The following is a 19,522-nucleotide window of genomic DNA, read 5'->3' as shown; positions in this document are numbered from 1 at the left end:
GGGGCGTGGCAATCAGTTCTTGCTGCCGCCGAAGGCGGTGTCGTACTGGCTGTTGCCGGCGAAGGTGGCGATGCCGGCCAGGGTGGCGGCGTTGGCGCCGAAGAACTGGCCCTGGGTGGCGCCATTGACGCTGCCATTGACGTTGGCCGAACCGGCGAACGATGCATCGGCACTGTTGATGTTGGCAACGATGGCCAGGGTCAGGCCATTGCCGGACAGCGCACCATCCAGGGTGCCGGCGCCGAAGTCGGCGTCGAAGGTGCCGCTCAGCAGGTTGCTGCCGTTGAACTTGTTCAGGCCGGCCACGGTGTAGGACGCCACGCCGGCGGGCAGCGTGGTGCCGGCGCGGTCGCCAACGAAGTAGACCTGGCGGTTATTGAAGCCACCGGCAGCGCCATCCTTGGACCATTCGCCGAACCAGACATCGCCACTGCCGACCTTGACGAAGTTGAAGTGGCCCATCCCGGCGTGGCTGCCCGGTGCGCCGGTGATCGGCATGGCCAGGGTACGTACCGTCACGCCATTGACGGTGGTGGGTGCCGAGTAGGCGCTCAGGCCCTGGAAGTCCACCGGCTTGGCCTGGGACACGGTACCGACACCGATGCCGGCCTTGCCAGCGCGGTGCGGGCCGCCATTGACCTGCGATTCGCCAACCGCCACGTACAGCTCGGCATCGGTCCTGGCACTGGCGGCACCGACGATATCGGCAGCATGCGCGGCACCGACCAGAGCCAGCGAGGCGGCAACGGCGAGCACCGAACGGGAGATCATTTTCATGGTATTGCTCCTTGGTTGAGGGAACTACGGGTACAACGCTTGAAGGTGGGAGATCAGAAGCGCGCGGTGACGCCGAGCTTCAGGGTGCGACCCGGGGCTGGCAGCGTGGACCGCGTGGCTGGATCGACGTAGTAGCGGTTGCCGAGGTTGCTGCCGACCAGTTCGACGCTGGCATGTTCGTTGAAGCGCCAGCGCGCATAGGCATCGACGGTGGTGATGTTTCCCCAGGTGAACGGCACGTTCTGCCAGAGCAGGCCGCTGCCGCCGCTCAGCAGGCGGTCACGGTAGGCCTGCAGGTCAGGGTTCTCGTGCCGCTGGTAGTGCACGATGCGGCTGCCCAGCTCCAGGCGCTCATCGAACAGGCGCGTGCCCAGCGACCCGTTGATCGACAACCTGGGAATGGCCTGGGTCAGCAGGTAGCCACCGACGAAACCATCCTGCACGCAGTTCGGAACCAGGCCGCGGTTCGCGTCCAGGAGCACCGCCGTGCTCTCGTCACACACCTCGTTTTCCAGCGTGCGGGTGATGCCCAGATCGGTGAAGAAGCGCCGATTGTCGAAGCGGGCCTGCAGTTCGATACCACGGATGGTCTGCTTGTCGATGTTGTCGAACAGGAAGTTGCCATCGCGTTCGATCACGTCACGGGTCTTGTGCACGTAGTACGCCAGCTTGACGTCGGCATCGGCGGTGTTGCCGAACAGGGCCGACAGGTTGTGCACGTAGCCCACCTCGTAGTTGTAGGCGTGCTCGGGCTTGAGCGCATGCAGCGGATTGAGGCTGCCGGAGAAGGCGATGGTGCTTTCGAACATGCTCGGGAAGCGCACCGCTTCGCTGTAACGCACGTAGGCCCGGGCGGCCGGGGACAGGTGTGCAGTGGCCGAGAAGGTCGGCAGCCAGGCATGGTCGCGGCGGCGGCTGTTGCGTCCATCGACCGGCTGCGACTGTACGCTGTTGCCGATGTTGCAGACCTGGTCGCTGCCGGCGAACACCGGCTGCACGCCGGGAACGGCCGCCACTTCGCCATTGAGGCAGGGATTGCCGGCGCGGGTGTAGTTGCCATCGGCATCGGGCAGCCAGGGCCGCGTGTACCGGACCGGACGCGGCGTCTCGTACGGTGCCAGCAACGCACGGATGCTGTCGTCGATGAACCAGCCCATGCCGCGCTTTTCCCATACGGCGCGGCGTGCTTCCAACGCGTCGATGCGGGCCTGCAGATTGGCGGGACGAGGCGGCAGTTCGTTCACGGTGTACTGCGCTTCCTTGCCACCTACGCCCTTGTTCAGCAGCTCGGGGTGCGCCTCAAGGAAATCGTCGAAGGCCCAGTAGCGGCTGTAGCGCACGCCTGCATTGAGGGTGAGGAAGTCGACCGGCCGCCACTCCAGGGTCAGGTAGCCTTCACCCTCCTGGCGGCGCCCGGCACGCGGGAACATGCGCCAGCCATCGGTGGTGCCGAAGTACGGATCGCGGGACCCCAGCTTCTCGTACTGCCAGTTGCCGCCCACGGTCAGGTCCAGGGTCGAATGCAGCGCGAAGCGGTTGCTCAGGATCAGGCCGGTGCGGTCATTGCGCGCGTTGGCCAGCGCGGTGTTGCGCAGGATCGGGCTGGCGTCCGGATTCCACGCCGGATTACCCACTGCGAAGTTCGGGAAGCCGCCAGCGCTGTAGGTATCGCTGTCCGTCTCCGTGCGCCACAGGTTGGCGTACAGGTCCAGCCAACGACTGCCGGCGGGCTGGAAACGGTATTCCAGGTTCCACGCATCCGAATCGACCCGGCTGAGCGGCCACTGGATGCGGCCGTAGTCGGGGGCCGACAGGATGCGAGACGGCATGATCTCGCCGTAGTGCGACAGCGTGCGCCGCCAGGTCGCCTTCAACTGCTGGTCATCGTTGATCTGCCAGCTGCCTTTGACCAGCCAGGACTCCTGTTCGCTGGAGGTATTGGGCACTTCATCGCCGGGCTTGAAGTAGCGCGCCAGCGTGGTGATGTAGTCGATGCCCTGGTACTCGAACTGCTCGCGCCGGTCCTGTTCGTAATAGGCGCTGCCCTGGGTCCCGGAGAAGTAGTTGCCGCGCTTGCGCCAGGCGTAGGCGGCCATCAGGTCGACGTTGCCGCCACGCACGCCCAGCGCCAGGCGCCAGGCCTGGTCCTCGCCATCGAAGGGATTGTTGCCACTGCGCGACTTCACCGGCACCACCAGGGTGCGGTCGTCGTAGGGTGAGTTCGGCGAGCCCTGCGGGAAGCCCGGCACGGTGCGGTAATCCTCGCCGGTGTGCAGCCGCGGCAGGCGCGGTGCCACCGCATTGCTGCTGCCTTCGATCTTCAGCTCCCCGCCGAAGCGCTCGCCGGCAGCGACGATGTCATCGACGTCGATGGTCTTGATCACCAGCGCGCCACCGATCCCGCTGTGCACATCGCGCACCAGCCCTGGCCCCTTGATGACCTGGATGCCACCAATCAGGTTGGGATCGATGTAGTTGCGGTTGCTGACGCCGTTGTAGCCACGCCAGACCGTGAGCGCCTGTTCGCCGCCGTCGATGCTGACCGGCACCCGCCCGGGCCCCTGGATGCCACGGATGTTGACGTCCAGCGCGCCACTGTTGCGCGCATCGCCACTGAACACGCCGACCAGATCCTTGACCACGTCGGCCGGATTGGAGCCTCGGTAACGCTCCACCCGGTCGCGCCCCGAATACGCCGTGGTCAGGTCCAGCGCGAACACATCGTCGTAGCCACGCCGATCGCGGGCCTCACCCCCTTCCGACTGAAGGCGACCGGCCACGTCCAGTGTTTCGGTCACCCGCACCCCTTCCCCTTCACCCGCCTCCGCTGCGGCCCGCAGGCTCCAGGTTCCGTCCATGCCGCGCTGCGCGCGTACGCCGCTGCCGCGCAACAGCTGCTGCAGCGCCTGCATCTGGCTGTACTCACCCTTCACTGCGCTGGAGCGGCGGCCGTCCACCAGGTCGCTGCGGAACACCACCTGCACATCGGCCTGTCGGCCAAAAGCGCGTACGGCATCAGCCAGCGGCTGCTCCGGAATGGTGTACTGCCGCACCGGCGCGACGATCGCCGGCTGCGCCTGCACGGCCGGCACCCAGGCCAGCGGCAGCAATGCGGTGGAAACAGCCAGGGCCAGAGCGGTGGCGCGACGATGACAGGCGGATGCCGTGGACGGCATGGACGGGAACTCCTCAAGCGTGGCGGAACCACGGGCACATCCGGTGCCGGTGGCATGTCTGGCTTGAGGAGAAACGGTGTTTCGCTCTGGCTATACCTCTATAGACAGCGGGGCACTGCAGTTGCCCACGGTTCTTTCATGTTTTTTTCATGCGACCCGTTCATCCGGGTGCTGCGCGGGCCTCACCACAGCACCAGCGCGCCGCCGGGCAAGCGCTGCACGCGCAGTCCTGCCTGCGAGGCCACCGCGTCGATGGCCGTCTCCGGTTGCTGCAGGTGGAACAGGCCACTGACCCGTACGCTTGCGCCCTGCCCGCCCAGTACCCAGACCGGGGCACGGCGGTAGCGCGCCAGATCGGCGATGGCCTGCGCGGCGGGCTGATCGTCGATCACTACCTCGCCACGCCGCCACGGCGCCATGGTCTCGGCATCTTCCAGCTGCATTGGCTGCAGCCAGCGACCGTCACGGAACACGCGTGACTGCCCCGCATGCAGGCGCTGTACGCTGCCATCGCCCGGACGCACGTCGATCACACCCTCGCTGACCTCGGTGGTGACCGTGGTATCCAGCATCGACACACTGAAGGCGGTACCGATGTCACGGACCAGGCCGCCCGCCGCCTCGACCTGGAACGGTCGCGCCTCATGGGCCACCTGGAACCAGGCTTGGCCGCGCAGCAGGCGCAGGTGCCGCTGCTGGCCATCGAACGCAACCGCCAGTGCGGTGCCCGCATCGAGCACGGCGGTGCTGCCGTCCTCCAATTGCACCACGCGCGGTGCATCGCTGCTGCGCAGGTCACTGCGTGCCAGCAGCAGCGCGTGTGGCGCAGCGGCAACCATCAGCACCACCCCCGCGGCACTGGCCAGCAGCCAGGGCAGGCGGCGGCGCGGTGCGATCGGGCGCAACCCCTGCCGATCTGCGGTCAGCCCGGGCAGCGCGGCCAGCACGTCGGGCCCGGCGGCATCCAACCCTTGCCAGAAGGCCTGCTGCTGGCGCCAGGCCAGCGCATGGCGCGGATCGGCCTGCAGCCAGCGCTGCAGGGCTCGTTGCTGGCGTTCCGGCAGCGGGCCTGCACTGCACTGGATCACCCAGCGCAACGCCTGCCTGGCCTGACGCGGCGAGGGTTCGGACGTGGTCATGGTTGTGGCCTGCCGCACCACGAACGGGTGCGCCTTCCTGTTGTGACAACGGCGGGCGCGATCTGCCCACGGCAATCGCCGCTCATCGATGCAGTCCCTGCTGGTGCTGCTGGATCAACAGCGCCGCGCGCAGCACGTGCTTGCCGACCAGGCTCTTGGAGATACCCAGCCGGGCGGCGATTTCGCGCTCGCTCAGGCCCAGGTAGCGGTTGAGCACGAAGCACTCACGCACCTGCGCCGGCAGCGCGAGGATGGTCCGGGTGATCTCGCGCAGTTGTGCCTGGTCCAGCGCCTGCGCCTCGCCGTCGTGGCCCGCCTCGGCCATGTCGAGGGCGTACTCGGCCATGGCACGCCGCTCGCGGGCGTCGGACTGGCTGCGGTTGAGCGCGTGATGGTAGGCCATCCGGTACAGATAGCCGCGCGGCTCCAGGATGGGCGGATCGCCGGGCACGCTGCTGGCCTTCAGGTACAGGTTCTGCAGGGTGTCCTCGGTACTGGCCGGGTCGAGATAGCGCGCGATGAAGCGAGACAACGCACGGCGCTCGCGGATCAGCAGCTCGACCAGCGCCAGGGCATTGGGAGACATAGGTGCCAAGGCCGGACCGGGGAATGATGGGCGTGATGGCGACGGTCCGGACGTGGATTGTGGGCTGCACGGCCGCAGGCGGCAAGCGAAGGCCCGTCGCGCGGCACCAGGATCATCCACGCATGGCGTGGATCTACCAGGCGGTGGCGGATCCAGTAGATCCACGCCATGCGTGGATGGAAGAGCTAGGGTTCCTCCAGCGCCTCGAAGCGTTCGGCGAGGTAATCGATCAGTGCACGCACCGCCGGCAACAGGCCGCGTCGCGACGGGAACACCGCGTGCACGATGCCGTGCTTGGGCACCCACTCCGGCAGCACCGGCACCAGCGCGCCACTGGCCAGTTCGTCACTGATCATCATCCGCGGCAGCATCAGCAACCCCACCCCGGCCACCGCAGCGGTGCGCAACGCGATCATGTCATCGCTGACCAGCCGCGGGCGATGATGCACGCTGGCCAGCACGTCGCCCGGCCCGGTGTATTCCCATACATGCTGCTGGCTGGGCGATGCCAGATCGACGGTCGGCATCATCGCCAGGTCGGCCGGCACCTGCGGCGTGCCCAGCCGCTGCAGCAGCGCCGGACTGGCACTGGTACACCAGACCCGACGCGCCAGCACGCGTACCACCAGGTCGCTGTCCTCCAGTGGCGGCGGCCGCACGCGGATCGCCACGTCCACACCCTCGCCCACCACGTCGACGCGCCGGTTGGTGGCGTCCAGCTGCACCGTCACCTGCGGGTGCTGGGCCAGGAAGTCGGCCAGCATCGTGCCGATGCGCGCATGCAGGATCGCGATCGGGCACGCCAGACGGATCGTGCCGCGCGGCTCGGCGCGCGACATCGCAATCGCTTCTTCGGCCGCTTCGGCTTCGACCAGCATCGCCTTGCAGTGGCGGTAGTAGTCCTGGCCAACCTCGGTGACCGAGAAACGCCGGGTCGAGCGCTGGATCAGGCGCACGCCCAACCGTTCCTCCAGCAGCGCGATGCGCCGGCTCAGTTTCGACTTCGGCATGGCCAGCGCCCGGCCGGCCTGCGAGAAGCCGCCGTGCTCGACCACCATGGCGAAGTAGAACAGGTCGTTGAGGTCGCAACGGCGGATATCAGCGATGAACACGGGGCGATCTCCTGTGGCGCAAGGCGCGCACCCATTGTTCACCAGATAGGACTATGACGGCAAATATTAGCGTCTACCGGCCCAATTGTCGCGGCGATATCGTCTCCTGCAACGAAGAACAGCGGCCGGCAGCCCCGGCCAGGAGATCGCCATGAAGCGTGTCACCGGTACCTACAGCGCCCCGCGCCCGCACTGGGTGGGCGACGGATTCCCCGCCCGCTCGATGTTTTCCTACAACACCCACGGCCAGCACCTGAGCCCGTTCCTGCTGCTGGACTACGCCGGCCCTTATACCTTCGCCCCCAGCGATACCCCGCGCGGGGTCGGCCAGCATCCGCATCGCGGTTTCGAGACCGTCACCATCGTCTATGAGGGCGAGGTCGCCCACCGCGATTCAACCGGCGCCGGCGGCACCATCGGCCCGGGTGACGTGCAGTGGATGACCGCGGCCTCCGGCATCCTCCACGAGGAGTTCCACACACCGGAGTTCAGCAAGCGCGGCGGCACGCTGGACATGGTCCAGCTGTGGGTGAACCTGCCGGCGCAGGACAAGATGGGTGCACCGGGCTACCAGACCCTGCTCGACGCACAGATCCCCTCGGTTGAACTGCCTGAAGGCGCCGGCCGGGTGCGTGTCATCGCCGGTCGCTTCGACGGTCATGCCGGCCCGGCCCGCACCCACACGCCGATGGATGTCTGGGACATCCGCCTGCGGCAGGGCCACCACGCCGAACTGCCGGTGGCCGATGGCCGCACGCTGGCGCTGGTGGTGCTGAAGGGCACGGTGCGGATCAACGGCGGCCAGCCGGTCGGCGAGGCACAGCTGGTCACCTTCGACCGCAGCGGCGAGGACGTGTTCGTCGACGCCGACAGCGACGCCACCGTGCTGCTGCTCAGCGGTGAACCGATCGACGAGCCGGTGGTGGGCTATGGCCCGTTCGTGATGAACAGCCAAGCCGAGATCGCGCAGGCGGTCAACGACTTCAACAGCGGCCGCTTCGGCCAGATCGCGCACTGATCGTTTCAATGCGGCGGGCATTGGCCCGCCGCACCTTCCGGGCCATCGCCCACCTTCTCCAGGAGACTGACCATGAGTACCCCCGCCAACTTCAACGGTGCCCGCCCGGTGATCGATCCGGACAACGCCGCGATGCTGCTGATCGACCATCAGAGCGGCCTGTTCCAGACCATCGGTGACATGCCGTTCACCAGCGTGCGCGCCCACGCCACCGCGCTGGCGAAGATGGCCACGCTGGCAAAGATGCCAGTGATCACCACCGCCTCTGTTCCGCAGGGCCCGAACGGCCCGCTGATCCCGGAGATCCACGACGCGGCCCCGCATGCCCAGTACGTGGCACGCAAGGGTGAGATCAACGCCTGGGACAACCCGGAATTCGTTGCCGCGGTGAAGGCCACCGGCCGCAAGCAGCTGATCATTGCCGGCACCATCACCAGCGTGTGCATGGCCTTCCCGTCAATCGCCGCCGTTGCCGATGGCTACCAGGTGTTCGCAGTCATCGACGCGTCCGGCACCTACTCGAAGATGGCCGAAGAGATCACCCTGGCCCGCGTGGTGCAGGCAGGCGTGGTGCCGATGGACACCGCCGCGGTGGCCTCGGAGATCCAGCGCACCTGGAACCGCGACGATGCCCAGCAGTGGGCCGAGGTCTACACGAAGATCTTCCCGAACTACCAGCTGCTGATCGAAAGCTACCTGAAGGCGCAGGACGTGCAGAAGAACCACGAACAGCTGGATTCGCAGCGCAGCTGAGTGGCCTTCGTGCCGGCCAGTCGCCGGCTCCCCCCCCTGAACAGGAGACCCACCATGTCCAGTGAACCGATCCGCGACACGGCCAGCGATCATCTGCTGACCCCGCAGAATTCCGCCTTCATCATCATCGACTACCAGCCGGTGCAGGTGAACTCCATCGCCTCGATGGACCGCCAGCTGCTGGTCAACAACATCGTCGGCACCGCCAAAGCCGCCGTCGCCTATGGTTTGCCGATCGTGCATTCGACGGTGAACGTCAAGACCGGCCTGAACAAGCCGCCGATTCCGCAGCTGCGCAAGGTACTGGGTGACTACCCCACCTACGACCGCACCACCATCAACTCCTGGGAGGACGTCGAGTTCCGCAAGGCGGTGGAAGCCACCGGCCGCCGCAAGCTGATCATGACCGCGCTGTGGACCGAGGCGTGCCTGACTTTCCCGGCCCTGGATGCGTTGAAGGAAGGCTATGAGGTGTATGTGGTGGTCGACGCCGTCGGCGGCACCTCGCTGGCCGCGCACGATGCGGCGCTGCGCCGCATCGAACAGGCCGGTGGCCAGCTGATCAGCGTGCCACAGCTGTTCTGCGAGCTGCAGCGCGACTGGGCCCGTTCGGAAACGGTGCCGGCCTTCATGAACCTCTTCATTGAAACCGGTGGTACGGCAGGCATCCAGTTCTCGTACGATCGTACCGAGTGATTGGATGGCGGCGCCGGTCCTGGCCGGCGCCGCCTTTTGGAGCAGTCGAACATGGCTCGACGCCACAGACAGATGGAGAACGTGATGGCCTACGCACGCATTGTTTCAACCGCCGACAACTACCTGCACCACATCAGCAATGGCACATTCGCCGTGGATGCGGACGAGCCCGCCTCGTTGGGCGGTCAGGGCAAGGGCTTCGCACCGTTCGACCTGTACCTGGCCTCGCTGGCGGCGTGCACCGCCATCACCCTGCGCATGTACGCGCAGCACAAGGGCTGGGAACTGGGCGAGTTCCATGCCGAGCTGCGCTCGGAACGTGACGCGGGTGGTCGCTTCCATGTGCACCGCGTGCTGCATGCCAGCGCCGAGCTGAGCGATGCGCAGTGGCAGCGGTTGCTGGAGGTGGTGGAAAAGACCCCGGTGACCCTGGTGATGCGCGAGGGTGCGCGCATCACCAGTGAGCGTGGGGCTGCAGCGTAACCCCATCCACGCATGGCGTGGATTTACTGTAGAGGCGAAAGCTCAGCGCCGTGAATGCAGCACGGTGCGCTGGCGCATCGCGTTGAATTCCTGCTCCACCTGCTGGATGTCTTCGGCCTGGAAACCGGCCGCATCCAGCAGCTGGTCGGCGGCAGCGGCGGCCAGCGGATCATCGTCACGCTGGCGCCAGCAGCGCGCCGGCAGGAAATAGCCCACCTCGCTGCGCCCGCGCATGATCACCACCGGCCGGCCTGCATACAGCAGGAACTCGGCCAGGTGCTGGCGCAGGCCCTCGACGGAAACATAGGCCGGCCCAACACCCAGCATCTGGCTGGACGGTTCGGGACTCTCGAACAGCTTGCGACGGCTCATCCACTCCTCCTTTTGAACAACGCGTGGTCTCCTTTCCTTAGACGGGCGCATCGCTGCGCCCCCGCCACGCACTACGTGATCCGCATCACGCCGCCACTCAGAAGCCGGTGTTGAACTCCAGCTGGAACACGTCGATCGACAGCGGCGCACCGGACACTTCCTTGGCCGCCATCCACTTGCCGCTGATCCAGCTGCGCGCGTCCAGCGCGTAGGCACCGCCCACGTAGTAGCCGCGGGCGTTGGTACCGCCCAGGTGGAAGTTCGGATCGTTGTAGGCGTCCGGCAGCGCATCGGCCTCGATGTGCTTGTAGCCCAGCAGCGCCTGCCACTGACCCTTCTCCTTCAGCTCGGTGGCTCCGAAGGTGGCCTGCACCATCCAGGCGGTGTCGCCGCTGCGGAAGGTGTCGATGCTGGCGGTACCGCCGGCGCCGTAGTTGTTGACGATGCCGTTCTGGGCGCGGCTGAACATGGCCTGCTTGTCGTAGGCCAGGTTGCGGATGTAATCGCCGTCCAGGCGCAGACCGACGCCCTGTGCCAGCTGCGTGTCCCAACGCAGGTTCAAGGTAGCCAGGCGGAAGGCCGAGGCCAGGCCGACGTACTGCGGGGTCGGCGTGTTGGCCGGGTCCAGCGGATTGCGCGCGATGTCGCGGATCAGCATCAGGGTGTTGCCCTTCTGCATGAACGCCGGGCGCGACCAGTCGGTGTCACAGCCCACCGCACCCGCGTACAGGGCGCACGGTGAGGACAGGCGGCCGCTGATGTTCTTGAAGTCGTAGTAGCCCAATGCAGCGCGCAACGTATTCTCGTCATTGAAGCGCCAGTTCACACCTACCTGGGCACCGGACAGCCACTTGTTCTCGTTCGGAGTCTTGACCTTGCTCTGGCTCGGCGAGCTGTCGGAGGTGTACTCCAGCGGCACCACCGCGAGGTTGCCGAACAGGTCGAGGTCGCCATCGTCGAAGTCATACTTCAGGTTCGCGGCCAGGCCATCGAAGTTGAGGTCGTTGGAGAACAGCGTGTCGCTGGTCCAGAACGGATTGCCGAAGCGGCCGCCGCGCACCGTCACCCAGTCAGCCGGGCTGTAGGCCAGCCAGGCCTGGTCCAGCCACACGTCCTTCTTGCTCAGGCCGCCACCCAGCTGCTCGGTGGTCGACACCGGGCCATTGCTGCTGCCGCTGGCCAGGCGCACGCCGGCCGTGGTGTGCTGGCCAATGGTTGCCTCGATGCCCAGGCGGGCGCGGATGCGCCACAGGTTGCGGCGGTCCTGGCGGGTGTTCAGCAGTGGCGGCAGCTGCAGGTTGGTGTTGGTGTTGGTGTCGAAGCCGTTGCCGGAATTGATCGACGACCAGTTGCTCACGATGTCGCTGTTGCGTTCGGAGAAGAAGCGCGACTCGCTGCGCACGCGCATGTCACCGGTGACCTTGATTCGCTTGGTCCATTCGGCCACTTCGTTCGGTGCCGCCCAGCCTTCCGATTTCGCCTGCGCCATCACGTCCTGGCGCACCTCATCACGGATGCCGTCGCGCACGCTCTGCGGCACGTAGGGCACGCGCACGTCACCGGCCTCCAGGGCCACGCCACCACTGGCGGCCGAGGGCGCGGCGACTGTACCGCGCTGGGCGGCCGCTGCTTCGGCCTCGGCCTGCACCAGCAATGCCTGGCCGTCTTCGGGCTTCAGCGCACCGCTGGCGATCAGGCCCTTGATCAGCTTGACCATGGTGGTTTCGGCGGCCATCGCACCGGCCGGGGCGGCCAGGCTGAGCAGCACGGCGCAGCACAGCAGCGCCCGTCGGGCCGGCCGCAGGCGGCGGGAGTCGGTTCGTGCGCGGACGTGGTCGTTCATCACGGTTCTCATCGAAAGAAGGGAAATCACGGAGGTCGGGAATCAGGCCCCGGGCCGGCGGCCCTGGATCAGCACGCGGGCGGGGAAATCGAGCGACGGCGGCGGTGCCTGGTCGACCTTGCCGATGCGTCGCAGCGCATCGAGCACGGCCGCGTCGGCCTCCTCGTTGCCACTGCCGCGCACCAGCTCGACCTTTTCCAGGCGGCCATCGTTGGCCAGCCACACATTCACCTGCAGCTGGAACGCCAGGCGCTTGACCTTGTCATCGCGCGAGATCGCCTGCTGCATCAGGTAGCCCAGGTAGCGGCCGTAGGTAGCGTTGCCGGCGCCACCACGGCCAACGCCGGACGAACCGCCGCCACTGCCGGACTGGATACCGAAGTTGTCACCACCGGCCTGCGCATCGGCATTCATCGTTACCGGGTCGGCATTGTCCGGAGTCGGGGTCGGCTCTTCGGCCGGCGTCGGCTGATCCAGCGGCTCCGGCTCGGGAATGGTCTCTTCCGGCGGCGTTTCGGGTTCCGGCGGCTTTTCCGGTGGCGGCGGCGGCGGCGGAGGGGGCGGCGGCAGCGCCAGCATCGGCGGCTGCACCACCGGCCGACGGGTACTGGCAGTGTCCCTGAACAGCATCCACCACACGGCGATGCCGAGCACCAGCAACGCGGCCAGCACCAGCGCGACGGTCACCAGCAACTGGCGGCCGCGCATGCCGGGCTCCGGCCGAGGGGGTTGATGGGCCGTCATGCCTCAGCCCTGCGCCTTGCCGGTGACCAGGCCGACCTGGGCCAGCTCCAGCCGCCGCAGCAGGTCCAGTACCTCGACCACGCGGGCGTACTGCACCTGCGCATCACCGCGCACGATCACCGGGAAATCCGGCGTGGTCGCGCGCTCGGTGCGCAGGCGGTCTTCCAGTTCGGCCATCGTCACCGGGTAGGCATCCAGGAACACCTGTCCACTGGGGTCGATGGTGATCGCCTTGGTCTTCGGCTTCTCCAGCGCGACGCTGTTGCTGGCCTTCGGCAGGTTGACCTCGATGCCGGGGATGGAGGCGTTGCTGGTCAGGATGAAGATCACCAGCACCACCAGCAGCACGTCGACGAAGGGCGTCACGTTGATGCCCTTCTCGCGCTTCTTGATGCCGAACTTCGCCTTCTGGCCCATGGTGCGCCCCTCAGCCCTGGACCGCGGCCGGGCCGCGCCCGTCCTGCTCTTCGGCCAGGCGTGCGGCGAACTCGTCGATGAACACCGCCATGTCCGCGCCGATCGCTTCGGCACGCGCGCCCAGGTAGTTGTAGCCGAACAGCGCCGGGATCGCGACGCCGAGGCCGGCAGCGGTACACAGCAGCGCCGCGGCCATGCCCGGCGCCACCGAGTTGATGTCCACCGCGCCAGCCATCGCCGCCACCACGAACACCAGCATGATGCCGATCACGGTACCGAACAGGCCCACGTACGGCGCACCTTCGATGGTGGTCGACAGCCAGTTCATGCGCCGCGCCATCGCTTCCTGCTCGCGCACCATCACCGCATCCATCGAGGCGCGGATCGCCGCAATGGTGGCGCCACTGAGATAACCACTATTGCCGTCGCGCTGGTGGCGCTGCTGCATTTCATCGATGGCCACCTGGTAGATGCGCCACAGCGAACCGTCGTGCATCGCGGTGGGTGCCTTGCCCTGGCGGTCCATGTCGGACAGGGTGCGCAGCGGCACACCGGACAGCTTGCCGAAGCTTTCGGTGAACACTGCATTGGCCTTGCTGGTACGGCCGAAGTGCCGCCCCTTGGCGATCATGATCGCCCACGACAGCAGCATCATCAGGCCCAGGATGGCGACCACCACCCAGGCGTCGAACGGCATCGCCTTGAGAATGAAGGCGAAGTGGCTCTGCCCGGCGGACTGCTCGTCGGCGCCGTAGCTGATCAGGCGCGAGTCGGCGCCCTGCGCGGTGGCATCGGCCAGCAGCAGCGCGACCGGTCGTGCCACGCGCGAGATACGCAGCTCATCCAGCGCGCCTTCGAAATTGGCGAGCGGCTGCACCGCGCCCGGCGCATCGGCGCCCACCACCGGGGCGGTGGTCAGCGCCGGCAGCTCGCCGCTCAGCTGGGCGACCACGCGACCATTGAGGTACAACTGCAGTGCGCCCTTCTCTGCGGTCAGCGCCACATGCGCCCACTGCCCTTCCGGAACCGGCTGCGCCGGCGTGCTGCGCTGGCCATTGAGCTGCACGAACGGCACCCGGTTTTCGATGCCCAGCACCAGTTCGGACGCACCGTCGCGACGCGCGTAGATCGCCTGTGCAGCGTTGTTGCTGCCTGGCTTGATCCAGGCCGAAACAGTGAGCGGCGCGCCCGCCTCCTGCGCAAGCGATGCGCTGGCCGGCAGCGGCAGCGGGGCTGCACCCAACTGAACGCCGCGGCCGATCACCGAGCCTTCCGATGGCGGCACCACGGCACCGGCATTGTTGCCATAAGCGGTGGTGTCGCGTGCCGGCGCATTGGCCTCGGCGAAGTGGTAGACCAGCGTATAGTCCGGATCGAACACCTGCTGGCCGTTGCCGCTGGCGGGGGCCTTTTCATTGCCGTAGTACATCCAGATCATCTGCGGTGCCGCAGCGCTGACCGCCGGCACGTCCACCCAGACCAGCGCCAGACCCAGCTTGGGATCGAACTGTTCGATCTGGTGGGCCAGCACGGTGCGGCCATCACCCGAGACAAAGCGCAGGTCGTTACCCGCATCCTGGGTGCCGTCGAAGCCGAAGTTGCCGGTATGCAGGCGCAGCAGCAGCGGCGTGCGGCCCGGGTCACCGGCCAGGCCCGCGCCCTGCGGGCCGGCGTCGATGGTGATCGGCTTGCGGTACTTCCATTCGGCCTGCCACCAATTGGCATCGGCCGCAGCGGCCGGCAGCGCAACCAGCGCGGCCAGCAGCAACAACACTCGGGAAAGCAAACGGTCCATGCGAAGGGTCTCCGGAGAACGCATGTTCAAGGGAAGGGTCAGTAACTGGTGCTGATGTTGAAATGCAGGCGTGGGTCGTCCTTGCGCGTGACCGGGCCATCGGCATACGGCCAGGCGTAGTCCAGACGCAGTTGCAGGTGTTCACCCAGGCGCAGCTGCGCGCCCAGACCGACCGAGGCCAGGTTGTACTTGTCGCGCTGTTCGGGCAGCGGCTGGCGCAGGCGCAGGTAGGCCGCGTCGGCAAAGCTGTAGACACGCAGGTCGGTGCCGCTCCACAGCGACCACGCAGGCGTGCGCCATTCCAGGCTGGCCAGGCCGCCGTAATCGCCGATCGCCTCGGCCGACAGATAGCCGCGCACGGTGTACATGCCACCGGCGGCGAACTGCTCGGCCGACACCAGCGGCGCATCGGTCACCTGCAACGAGCCGCGTGCATACCACTGCCAGTCGCTGCTGAACGTGTGCGTGTTGGCGACGTCCGCCTTGAACGCGACGAAACTGGGGTCTGCCCAGTAGCGCTTCTGCCCGAACCCGATGGCATCACTGCCATAGCCGAACAGACGACGGGTACCGGCCACCAGCTGCGTGTTGATACTCAACTGATCCTTCTCGCCCTGGCGCACACCGACAAACCCCAGGGTGATCGGCGCGTACTTCAGCGGCGTCTTCAGACTCTCCTTGCCCATCTGCGTGTCTTCCTCGGTGTCCTTGAAGTCCACGCCGAGGCTGAGCTGGCGCCACCACTGGCTGCTGCCGGCCAGTCGATAGTTGAGCTTGAGACCGATCGAATGGCCGTTGCCGATCACATTGGTTCCGGTGCCGGTACCGACCTGTCCGCCCGCGTTCAGCACGCGGCTGTCGGACTTGTAGCCGGAGGCTTCCAGGCTCCACGGCGTGCCTTCGAACGGCATCGTGTACGAGGCCGAGAACACCTTGGCCTGCTTTGCATCTTCCGGCGCCAGGTACACGCCGATGTTGGCGCTGTGCCCCCGCTTCCACAGATTGTCGTAGGCCAGCGACGCACTCAGGCGCAGCTTCTCGGTGTCGGCGCTGTGGTCGTTGTTGAGTGACGCGCTGGCACGCCACGGCGACTTCTCTTCGACCTGCAGGTCCACATCCATCGTGCCCGGCACCTGGCCTTCGCGCACCAGCGGCATCACCTGGCGACGCCCGCCCTCATTCAGTGCGGTCAGTTCCTTCTGCGCCTGGTCGAAGTCCGGCACCTTGCCCTCGGCAAGTGCCGGTACGCGTTCGCGGATGCGTTCGGGCGATTCGTGCTTCGTCCCCACGACCCGCAGCTGGCCAATCGGTGTCTGCTGTACCTTCAGCAGCACCACGCCGCCACTGACCTGCTGCTCGGGCAACTCCACGTAGACCGACTGGTACCCCGCCTGCTGGTACAGCGCATTGACGGCATCGCGTGCCTTCTCGACATCGGCCAGGGTCTTTCCCGGACCGAGGAAGGGCTCGACCGCGCGTTCGATCTGGCGCGGATCGAGCACGGTGTTGCCGCGCACGATGTACTCATTGATGTTCACGCTGGGCGCGGGCGCCGCCTCCTGCGCGAACAGCGGCAGCGGCAGCGCCGCCAGGGCCAGCACCAGCGGATGCAGGCGCAGCGGGAGGCGGACGGCTCGGCACGGAACAGGAGTCATCGAAGGCATCGCGTCGTATCGAAGGAAAGGGCCATGGAGCGGCGCGTGGGTCTACCAACAGGACGTGTACGTCGCGTCAAAACCGCCAACAGTTTTGTGACAGCACTGTCATCTTTTGACGGCACCGCAACGCACGCAGGCGGACCCTGCCATCTCCACACGTCTTCATTGCAGAACGTCGATTGCTGCGGAAGATTCGAGATGCGTGAATCACTGATGGTGGAACTGCGCGCTGCCCTCATCCTTGCGTTGCTGCTGGTGCTGGCCCCGGTGCGCGCCGACGAGGCGAAGAAGCAGGAAGACGCCGCGCCCTGCATCGAAGTACAGGTCAATGGCGAGCGCATTCCGGCCTGGGACTGCCTGCAACGCAAGTTGGCGCCGGCATCGAAAGCGGCGAAGTCACCGGCACTGCCGGAGGCCGAACGGCTGATGCGGCAGCCGGGCAACCAGCTGATGCAGTACAACCTGGAAGGCACGCGACAGCGCATGGGCGATGCCTTTGGTCGTTCGGTGGTACCGCAGCGTCCGGCGCGATGAGCCTGCGCGGCCGTAGGGCCGAGCCCACGCTTGGCAGGATTTGAAGGGTCGAGCTATCGCTCGGCAGGATTCTGTAGAGTCGAGCCAGGCTCGACTGTTCTTCCAGACGCAGCCGAGCGTAGGCTCGGCACTACGGTGCCGCGAGCACGATGCCATCGCTCGGCACCGGCGGCAGCTCAGGCACCGGCAGGCTGCGCGATTGCCCGGCCTGGTTCAATTCGACCGCGCTGGCACTGATGCTGGCCAGCACCGTGCAGGGTCCGAGTCGTTGGCCGGGCGCATACGCTTCCGCTGGGCGTCCATCCACCGAAAGCAGCGCCAGTGGCGCGTGGTCGCCGGCCATCACGCCCAGCACGACCACCTCGGTCTGCACCGCACCGGGGGACAGCAACCGCACCAGCGGCAGGCTGGCCACTGCATCGAACAGGGGGCGTGCAGGGGCCTCTGCGTGCGTTTCGCTGGCCGCCGCCGTCGGCGCCACCGCAGACAGTGTCACGCCCCAATAGGCCACCACCGCCAGCAGCAGCGTCGCCGCCAGCAGGGTCAGTATGCGATTGCGATCCCAGCGCCTGCCATCCATGTTCCGCACCATCGCCACGTTCGTGTCCGCCTACGCTAGCAGCTGTGGCTGACGCTTTTGTTTCATCATGCGGGCCTACGCTGGCAGGCATCGACCTGGACAGGAGGCAACGTCGATGCAGCACGTGCCGCGTGGCTTTACCCTGCTGGAACTGATGGTGGTGCTGGTGATCATCGGCATCTGCACGGCGGGCATCGGCCTTGGCCTGGGCAGCCTGCTCGACCCCGCGCGCCAGCTGCGGCAGGAAGCTGAACGGCTGGCGCAGCGCCTGCAGGTGGCGCGCGACCAGGCGCGCATCGATGGCCGCCCCCTGCGCTGGCAGGCCGACGCCGCCGGCTACCGCTTCAGCCGCCGCGAAGGCACCCGCTGGGTTGACGTGCAGCGCGATGACCTTCTGCGTCCGCAGCAATGGCAACCGGCGGGCATCGCGGTGCAACCGACCACGCCGATTGAACTGAGCCCGGAGTGGATCGGCGTGGCGTGGGAGCTGAGGTTGTCGTTGCAGGGCCGCCAGCTGCGTCTTCGTGATGATGGCAGCGGACAGTTGCAGGTCGTGCAGTGAAGCGGAACATGCGCGGGTTCACCCTGATCGAAGTGCTGATCGCATTGGCGATCGTTTCGATTGCGCTGGCGGCGGTGATGCGTTCGGTGGCGGTGGCGACCGATGATCAATCGCGCCTGCGCGACCGTCGGCTGGCACTGATGTGTGCGCAGGACCGCTGGCAGGAGCTGCGCCTGGCCGGGCAGCCGCCGCAGAATGCACGGCAGCGCTGCGTGCAGGGGCGCAGCAGTTTCCTGGTGCTGCAGCATATCGGCACAGGGAGTGACGGACAGCCGCAACTGGAACTCAGCGTGGTGGCCGAAGATGCACCGCGGCAATCGCTGGCGCGGATGCAGCTGCCGTGGACGGCGGCGCAATGAAGCGTACCGCAGCAGGTTTCACACTGATCGAGGTGATGATCGCGATCACCATCATGGGCGTGCTGGCACTGATCTGCTGGCGTGCGCTGGACAGCGTGGCCAGCAGCGACCAACGCCTGCGCCGGGCCGATGCCGAGACCACGACGGCGCTGCGCGTGCTGCAGCAGTTCCAGCGCGACATCGAGATGCGTGCCGACGACGCGCTGATGAACGGCGCAGTGCGCCCGGCGGATCAGCCTCAGCGCCTGCTACCCCCTTCACTGGTGAGCGAACGGCATCCGGATGGAAGCTTCGCGCTGGAGATCACCCGCAGCTTGGGCAGCGACGGGTTGCGCTGGCAACGTGTTCGCTGGTGGCGACAGGGAAGCACGCTGTGGCGGGCCAGTGGCGCTGCGACGGATCGCTACCCTTTGCCCGCACCGGATCCGTCAAAGGGGATCGCGGTGGCGCAGGATGTGCAGCGATTCGAGGTACGCGCCTGGCAGCCGGGCGCCGGGTGGGCGCTGCTACCGAGCAAAGGCGAGGTGCTGCCGGCCACCGGGCTGGAACTGCGGTTGGGCCTGCGCGATGGGCGTGGGCCGTTGAGTTACCGGCGCGTGCTGGAGCTTTAGGATTTCTTCCAGGCAAAGCATCCACGCATGGCGTGGATCTACTGCCAAGCCCGCTCTGGTGGGTGCCGACCTTGGTCGGCACTGAAGCTGGCCCAGCCATCCACGCATTGCGTGGATCTACTGCCGAGCGGCTTCTACTGCCCGGCCTGCCCTTGTGGGTGCCGACCGTTGGTCGGCACTGGCGACCGTGTGGATCCAGGTCTTGCGACCGAGAAGTAGCTTGGGTCCCCACGCCGGATTCTCCCTGAACCGCCCGAACAGTTGGTTGAGTTGGCGCTCGAACTGATAAGACTGGGCAAGCGGGGAG

20 protein-coding genes are annotated in these 19,522 nt (G+C 66.9%); 8 read left to right on the top strand and 12 right to left on the bottom strand.

Annotated features, from left to right (window positions below):
• Positions 1-12: 12 nt before the first annotated feature.
• The 5 genes from H4O10_RS00100 to H4O10_RS00080 form a co-directional block, all read right to left on the bottom strand.
• Positions 13-777, bottom strand: a complete 765-nt coding sequence (locus H4O10_RS00100) for a Slam-dependent surface lipoprotein (RefSeq protein ID WP_012480426.1) — start codon at positions 775-777, stop codon at positions 13-15.
• Positions 778-830: 53 nt separating this feature from the next.
• Entirely contained in the window at positions 831-3,953 is a 3,123-nt protein-coding gene (locus tag H4O10_RS00095; protein ID WP_012480427.1) for a TonB-dependent receptor, read from the bottom strand.
• A 182-nt stretch (positions 3,954-4,135) separates the two neighbouring features.
• Entirely contained in the window at positions 4,136-5,092 is a 957-nt protein-coding gene (locus H4O10_RS00090) for a FecR domain-containing protein (RefSeq protein ID WP_044570307.1), read from the bottom strand.
• Positions 5,093-5,174: 82 nt separating this feature from the next.
• Entirely contained in the window at positions 5,175-5,678 is a 504-nt protein-coding gene (locus H4O10_RS00085; RefSeq protein WP_044570308.1) for an RNA polymerase sigma factor, read from the bottom strand.
• Positions 5,679-5,863: 185 nt separating this feature from the next.
• Positions 5,864-6,790 carry a LysR family transcriptional regulator gene (locus H4O10_RS00080; protein WP_044570309.1) on the bottom strand — a complete coding sequence of 309 codons (927 nt, stop codon included), beginning with the start codon at positions 6,788-6,790 and terminating at the stop codon, positions 5,864-5,866.
• 151 nt (positions 6,791-6,941) lie between these two features.
• On the opposite strand from H4O10_RS00080, the gene H4O10_RS00075 reads away from it, so the two are divergent.
• The 4 genes from H4O10_RS00075 to H4O10_RS00060 all read left to right on the top strand — a co-directional run bounded on the left by H4O10_RS00075 (position 6,942) and on the right by H4O10_RS00060 (position 9,740).
• Positions 6,942-7,808, top strand: coding sequence for a pirin family protein (locus H4O10_RS00075; RefSeq protein ID WP_005409867.1), 867 nt, complete (start codon positions 6,942-6,944; stop codon positions 7,806-7,808).
• Positions 7,809-7,880: 72 nt separating this feature from the next.
• On the top strand, positions 7,881-8,561 hold the full coding sequence (locus H4O10_RS00070) for a hydrolase (protein WP_005409868.1): 681 nt from the start codon (positions 7,881-7,883) through the stop codon (positions 8,559-8,561).
• A gap of 54 nt (positions 8,562-8,615) precedes the next feature.
• The gene (locus tag H4O10_RS00065; RefSeq protein WP_012480431.1) at positions 8,616-9,257 is read left to right on the top strand and encodes a hydrolase; all 642 of its coding nucleotides are present in this window, start codon (positions 8,616-8,618) and stop codon (positions 9,255-9,257) included.
• 84 nt (positions 9,258-9,341) lie between these two features.
• Positions 9,342-9,740 (top strand): OsmC family protein, encoded by a 399-nt coding sequence (locus H4O10_RS00060; RefSeq protein ID WP_044570312.1) that lies wholly within the window; start codon positions 9,342-9,344, stop codon positions 9,738-9,740.
• A gap of 42 nt (positions 9,741-9,782) precedes the next feature.
• Here the strand turns inward: H4O10_RS00060 and H4O10_RS00055 are convergent, their stop codons facing one another.
• The 6 genes from H4O10_RS00055 to H4O10_RS00030 form a co-directional block, all read right to left on the bottom strand.
• Entirely contained in the window at positions 9,783-10,112 is a 330-nt protein-coding gene (locus tag H4O10_RS00055; protein ID WP_005409871.1) for a hypothetical protein, read from the bottom strand.
• A gap of 97 nt (positions 10,113-10,209) precedes the next feature.
• Positions 10,210-11,955 carry a putative porin gene (locus H4O10_RS00050; protein WP_044570314.1) on the bottom strand — a complete coding sequence of 582 codons (1,746 nt, stop codon included), beginning with the start codon at positions 11,953-11,955 and terminating at the stop codon, positions 10,210-10,212.
• Between the two features lie 42 nt (positions 11,956-11,997).
• Positions 11,998-12,663 (bottom strand): cell envelope integrity protein TolA, encoded by a 666-nt coding sequence (locus H4O10_RS00045; RefSeq protein WP_005409873.1) that lies wholly within the window; start codon positions 12,661-12,663, stop codon positions 11,998-12,000.
• A 39-nt stretch (positions 12,664-12,702) separates the two neighbouring features.
• Positions 12,703-13,116 (bottom strand): biopolymer transporter ExbD, encoded by a 414-nt coding sequence (locus H4O10_RS00040; protein WP_005409874.1) that lies wholly within the window; start codon positions 13,114-13,116, stop codon positions 12,703-12,705.
• A gap of 10 nt (positions 13,117-13,126) precedes the next feature.
• Complete coding sequence (locus H4O10_RS00035) at positions 13,127-14,911, bottom strand: MotA/TolQ/ExbB proton channel family protein (protein ID WP_012480435.1); 1,785 nt, start codon at positions 14,909-14,911, stop codon at positions 13,127-13,129.
• Positions 14,912-14,949: 38 nt separating this feature from the next.
• Positions 14,950-16,566 carry a ShlB/FhaC/HecB family hemolysin secretion/activation protein gene (locus tag H4O10_RS00030; protein ID WP_044570317.1) on the bottom strand — a complete coding sequence of 539 codons (1,617 nt, stop codon included), beginning with the start codon at positions 16,564-16,566 and terminating at the stop codon, positions 14,950-14,952.
• A 201-nt stretch (positions 16,567-16,767) separates the two neighbouring features.
• On the opposite strand from H4O10_RS00030, the gene H4O10_RS00025 reads away from it, so the two are divergent.
• The gene (locus tag H4O10_RS00025) at positions 16,768-17,103 is read left to right on the top strand and encodes a hypothetical protein (RefSeq protein WP_024956499.1); all 336 of its coding nucleotides are present in this window, start codon (positions 16,768-16,770) and stop codon (positions 17,101-17,103) included.
• Positions 17,104-17,233: 130 nt separating this feature from the next.
• On the opposite strand, the gene H4O10_RS00020 is transcribed toward H4O10_RS00025, so the two are convergent.
• Positions 17,234-17,683 (bottom strand): general secretion pathway protein, encoded by a 450-nt coding sequence (locus H4O10_RS00020; RefSeq protein ID WP_043033593.1) that lies wholly within the window; start codon positions 17,681-17,683, stop codon positions 17,234-17,236.
• Positions 17,684-17,798: 115 nt separating this feature from the next.
• On the opposite strand from H4O10_RS00020, the gene gspH reads away from it, so the two are divergent.
• Genes gspH through H4O10_RS00005 form a run of 3 tightly spaced genes read left to right on the top strand, consistent with a single transcriptional unit; the run spans position 17,799 to position 19,215 of the window.
• A complete protein-coding gene (gene gspH / locus H4O10_RS00015; RefSeq protein ID WP_012480439.1) occupies positions 17,799-18,245 on the top strand; it encodes a type II secretion system minor pseudopilin GspH in 447 nt (148 codons plus the stop codon).
• Between the two features lie 8 nt (positions 18,246-18,253).
• Positions 18,254-18,604, top strand: coding sequence for a type II secretion system minor pseudopilin GspI (gspI, locus tag H4O10_RS00010; RefSeq protein WP_171956704.1), 351 nt, complete (start codon positions 18,254-18,256; stop codon positions 18,602-18,604).
• Complete coding sequence (locus H4O10_RS00005) at positions 18,601-19,215, top strand: prepilin-type N-terminal cleavage/methylation domain-containing protein (RefSeq protein ID WP_012480441.1); 615 nt, start codon at positions 18,601-18,603, stop codon at positions 19,213-19,215. The genes gspI and H4O10_RS00005 overlap by 4 nt, the downstream gene beginning before the upstream one ends.
• Positions 19,216-19,522: the final 307 nt, after the last annotated feature.

The sequence above is a fragment of the Stenotrophomonas sp. I18B00994 genome, assembly GCF_014145825.1.
GTDB lineage: Bacteria > Pseudomonadota > Gammaproteobacteria > Xanthomonadales > Xanthomonadaceae > Stenotrophomonas > Stenotrophomonas maltophilia.
This window is presented reverse-complemented; position numbering and strand designations above follow the sequence as displayed.

What these genes read in the sequence shown, in the direction of transcription:
- H4O10_RS00100 (WP_012480426.1), bottom strand. Translation starts at nt 777, where the DNA reads ATGAAAATGATCTCCCGTTCGGTGCTCGCCGTTGCCGCCTCGCTGGCT.
- H4O10_RS00050 (WP_044570314.1), bottom strand. Translation starts at nt 11,955, where the DNA reads ATGAACGACCACGTCCGCGCACGAACCGACTCCCGCCGCCTGCGGCCG.
- H4O10_RS00060 (WP_044570312.1), top strand. Translation starts at nt 9,342, where the DNA reads ATGGCCTACGCACGCATTGTTTCAACCGCCGACAACTACCTGCACCAC.
- H4O10_RS00035 (WP_012480435.1), bottom strand. Translation starts at nt 14,911, where the DNA reads ATGGACCGTTTGCTTTCCCGAGTGTTGTTGCTGCTGGCCGCGCTGGTT.
- H4O10_RS00090 (WP_044570307.1), bottom strand. Translation starts at nt 5,092, where the DNA reads ATGACCACGTCCGAACCCTCGCCGCGTCAGGCCAGGCAGGCGTTGCGC.
- H4O10_RS00005 (WP_012480441.1), top strand. Translation starts at nt 18,601, where the DNA reads ATGAAGCGTACCGCAGCAGGTTTCACACTGATCGAGGTGATGATCGCG.
- H4O10_RS00095 (WP_012480427.1), bottom strand. Translation starts at nt 3,953, where the DNA reads ATGCCGTCCACGGCATCCGCCTGTCATCGTCGCGCCACCGCTCTGGCC.
- H4O10_RS00065 (WP_012480431.1), top strand. Translation starts at nt 8,616, where the DNA reads ATGTCCAGTGAACCGATCCGCGACACGGCCAGCGATCATCTGCTGACC.
- gspH (WP_012480439.1), top strand. Translation starts at nt 17,799, where the DNA reads ATGCAGCACGTGCCGCGTGGCTTTACCCTGCTGGAACTGATGGTGGTG.
- H4O10_RS00040 (WP_005409874.1), bottom strand. Translation starts at nt 13,116, where the DNA reads ATGGGCCAGAAGGCGAAGTTCGGCATCAAGAAGCGCGAGAAGGGCATC.
- H4O10_RS00030 (WP_044570317.1), bottom strand. Translation starts at nt 16,566, where the DNA reads ATGACTCCTGTTCCGTGCCGAGCCGTCCGCCTCCCGCTGCGCCTGCAT.
- H4O10_RS00045 (WP_005409873.1), bottom strand. Translation starts at nt 12,663, where the DNA reads ATGCGCGGCCGCCAGTTGCTGGTGACCGTCGCGCTGGTGCTGGCCGCG.
- H4O10_RS00070 (WP_005409868.1), top strand. Translation starts at nt 7,881, where the DNA reads ATGAGTACCCCCGCCAACTTCAACGGTGCCCGCCCGGTGATCGATCCG.
- H4O10_RS00085 (WP_044570308.1), bottom strand. Translation starts at nt 5,678, where the DNA reads ATGTCTCCCAATGCCCTGGCGCTGGTCGAGCTGCTGATCCGCGAGCGC.
- H4O10_RS00025 (WP_024956499.1), top strand. Translation starts at nt 16,768, where the DNA reads ATGCGTGAATCACTGATGGTGGAACTGCGCGCTGCCCTCATCCTTGCG.
- H4O10_RS00075 (WP_005409867.1), top strand. Translation starts at nt 6,942, where the DNA reads ATGAAGCGTGTCACCGGTACCTACAGCGCCCCGCGCCCGCACTGGGTG.
- H4O10_RS00055 (WP_005409871.1), bottom strand. Translation starts at nt 10,112, where the DNA reads ATGAGCCGTCGCAAGCTGTTCGAGAGTCCCGAACCGTCCAGCCAGATG.
- gspI (WP_171956704.1), top strand. Translation starts at nt 18,254, where the DNA reads ATGCGCGGGTTCACCCTGATCGAAGTGCTGATCGCATTGGCGATCGTT.
- H4O10_RS00020 (WP_043033593.1), bottom strand. Translation starts at nt 17,683, where the DNA reads ATGGATGGCAGGCGCTGGGATCGCAATCGCATACTGACCCTGCTGGCG.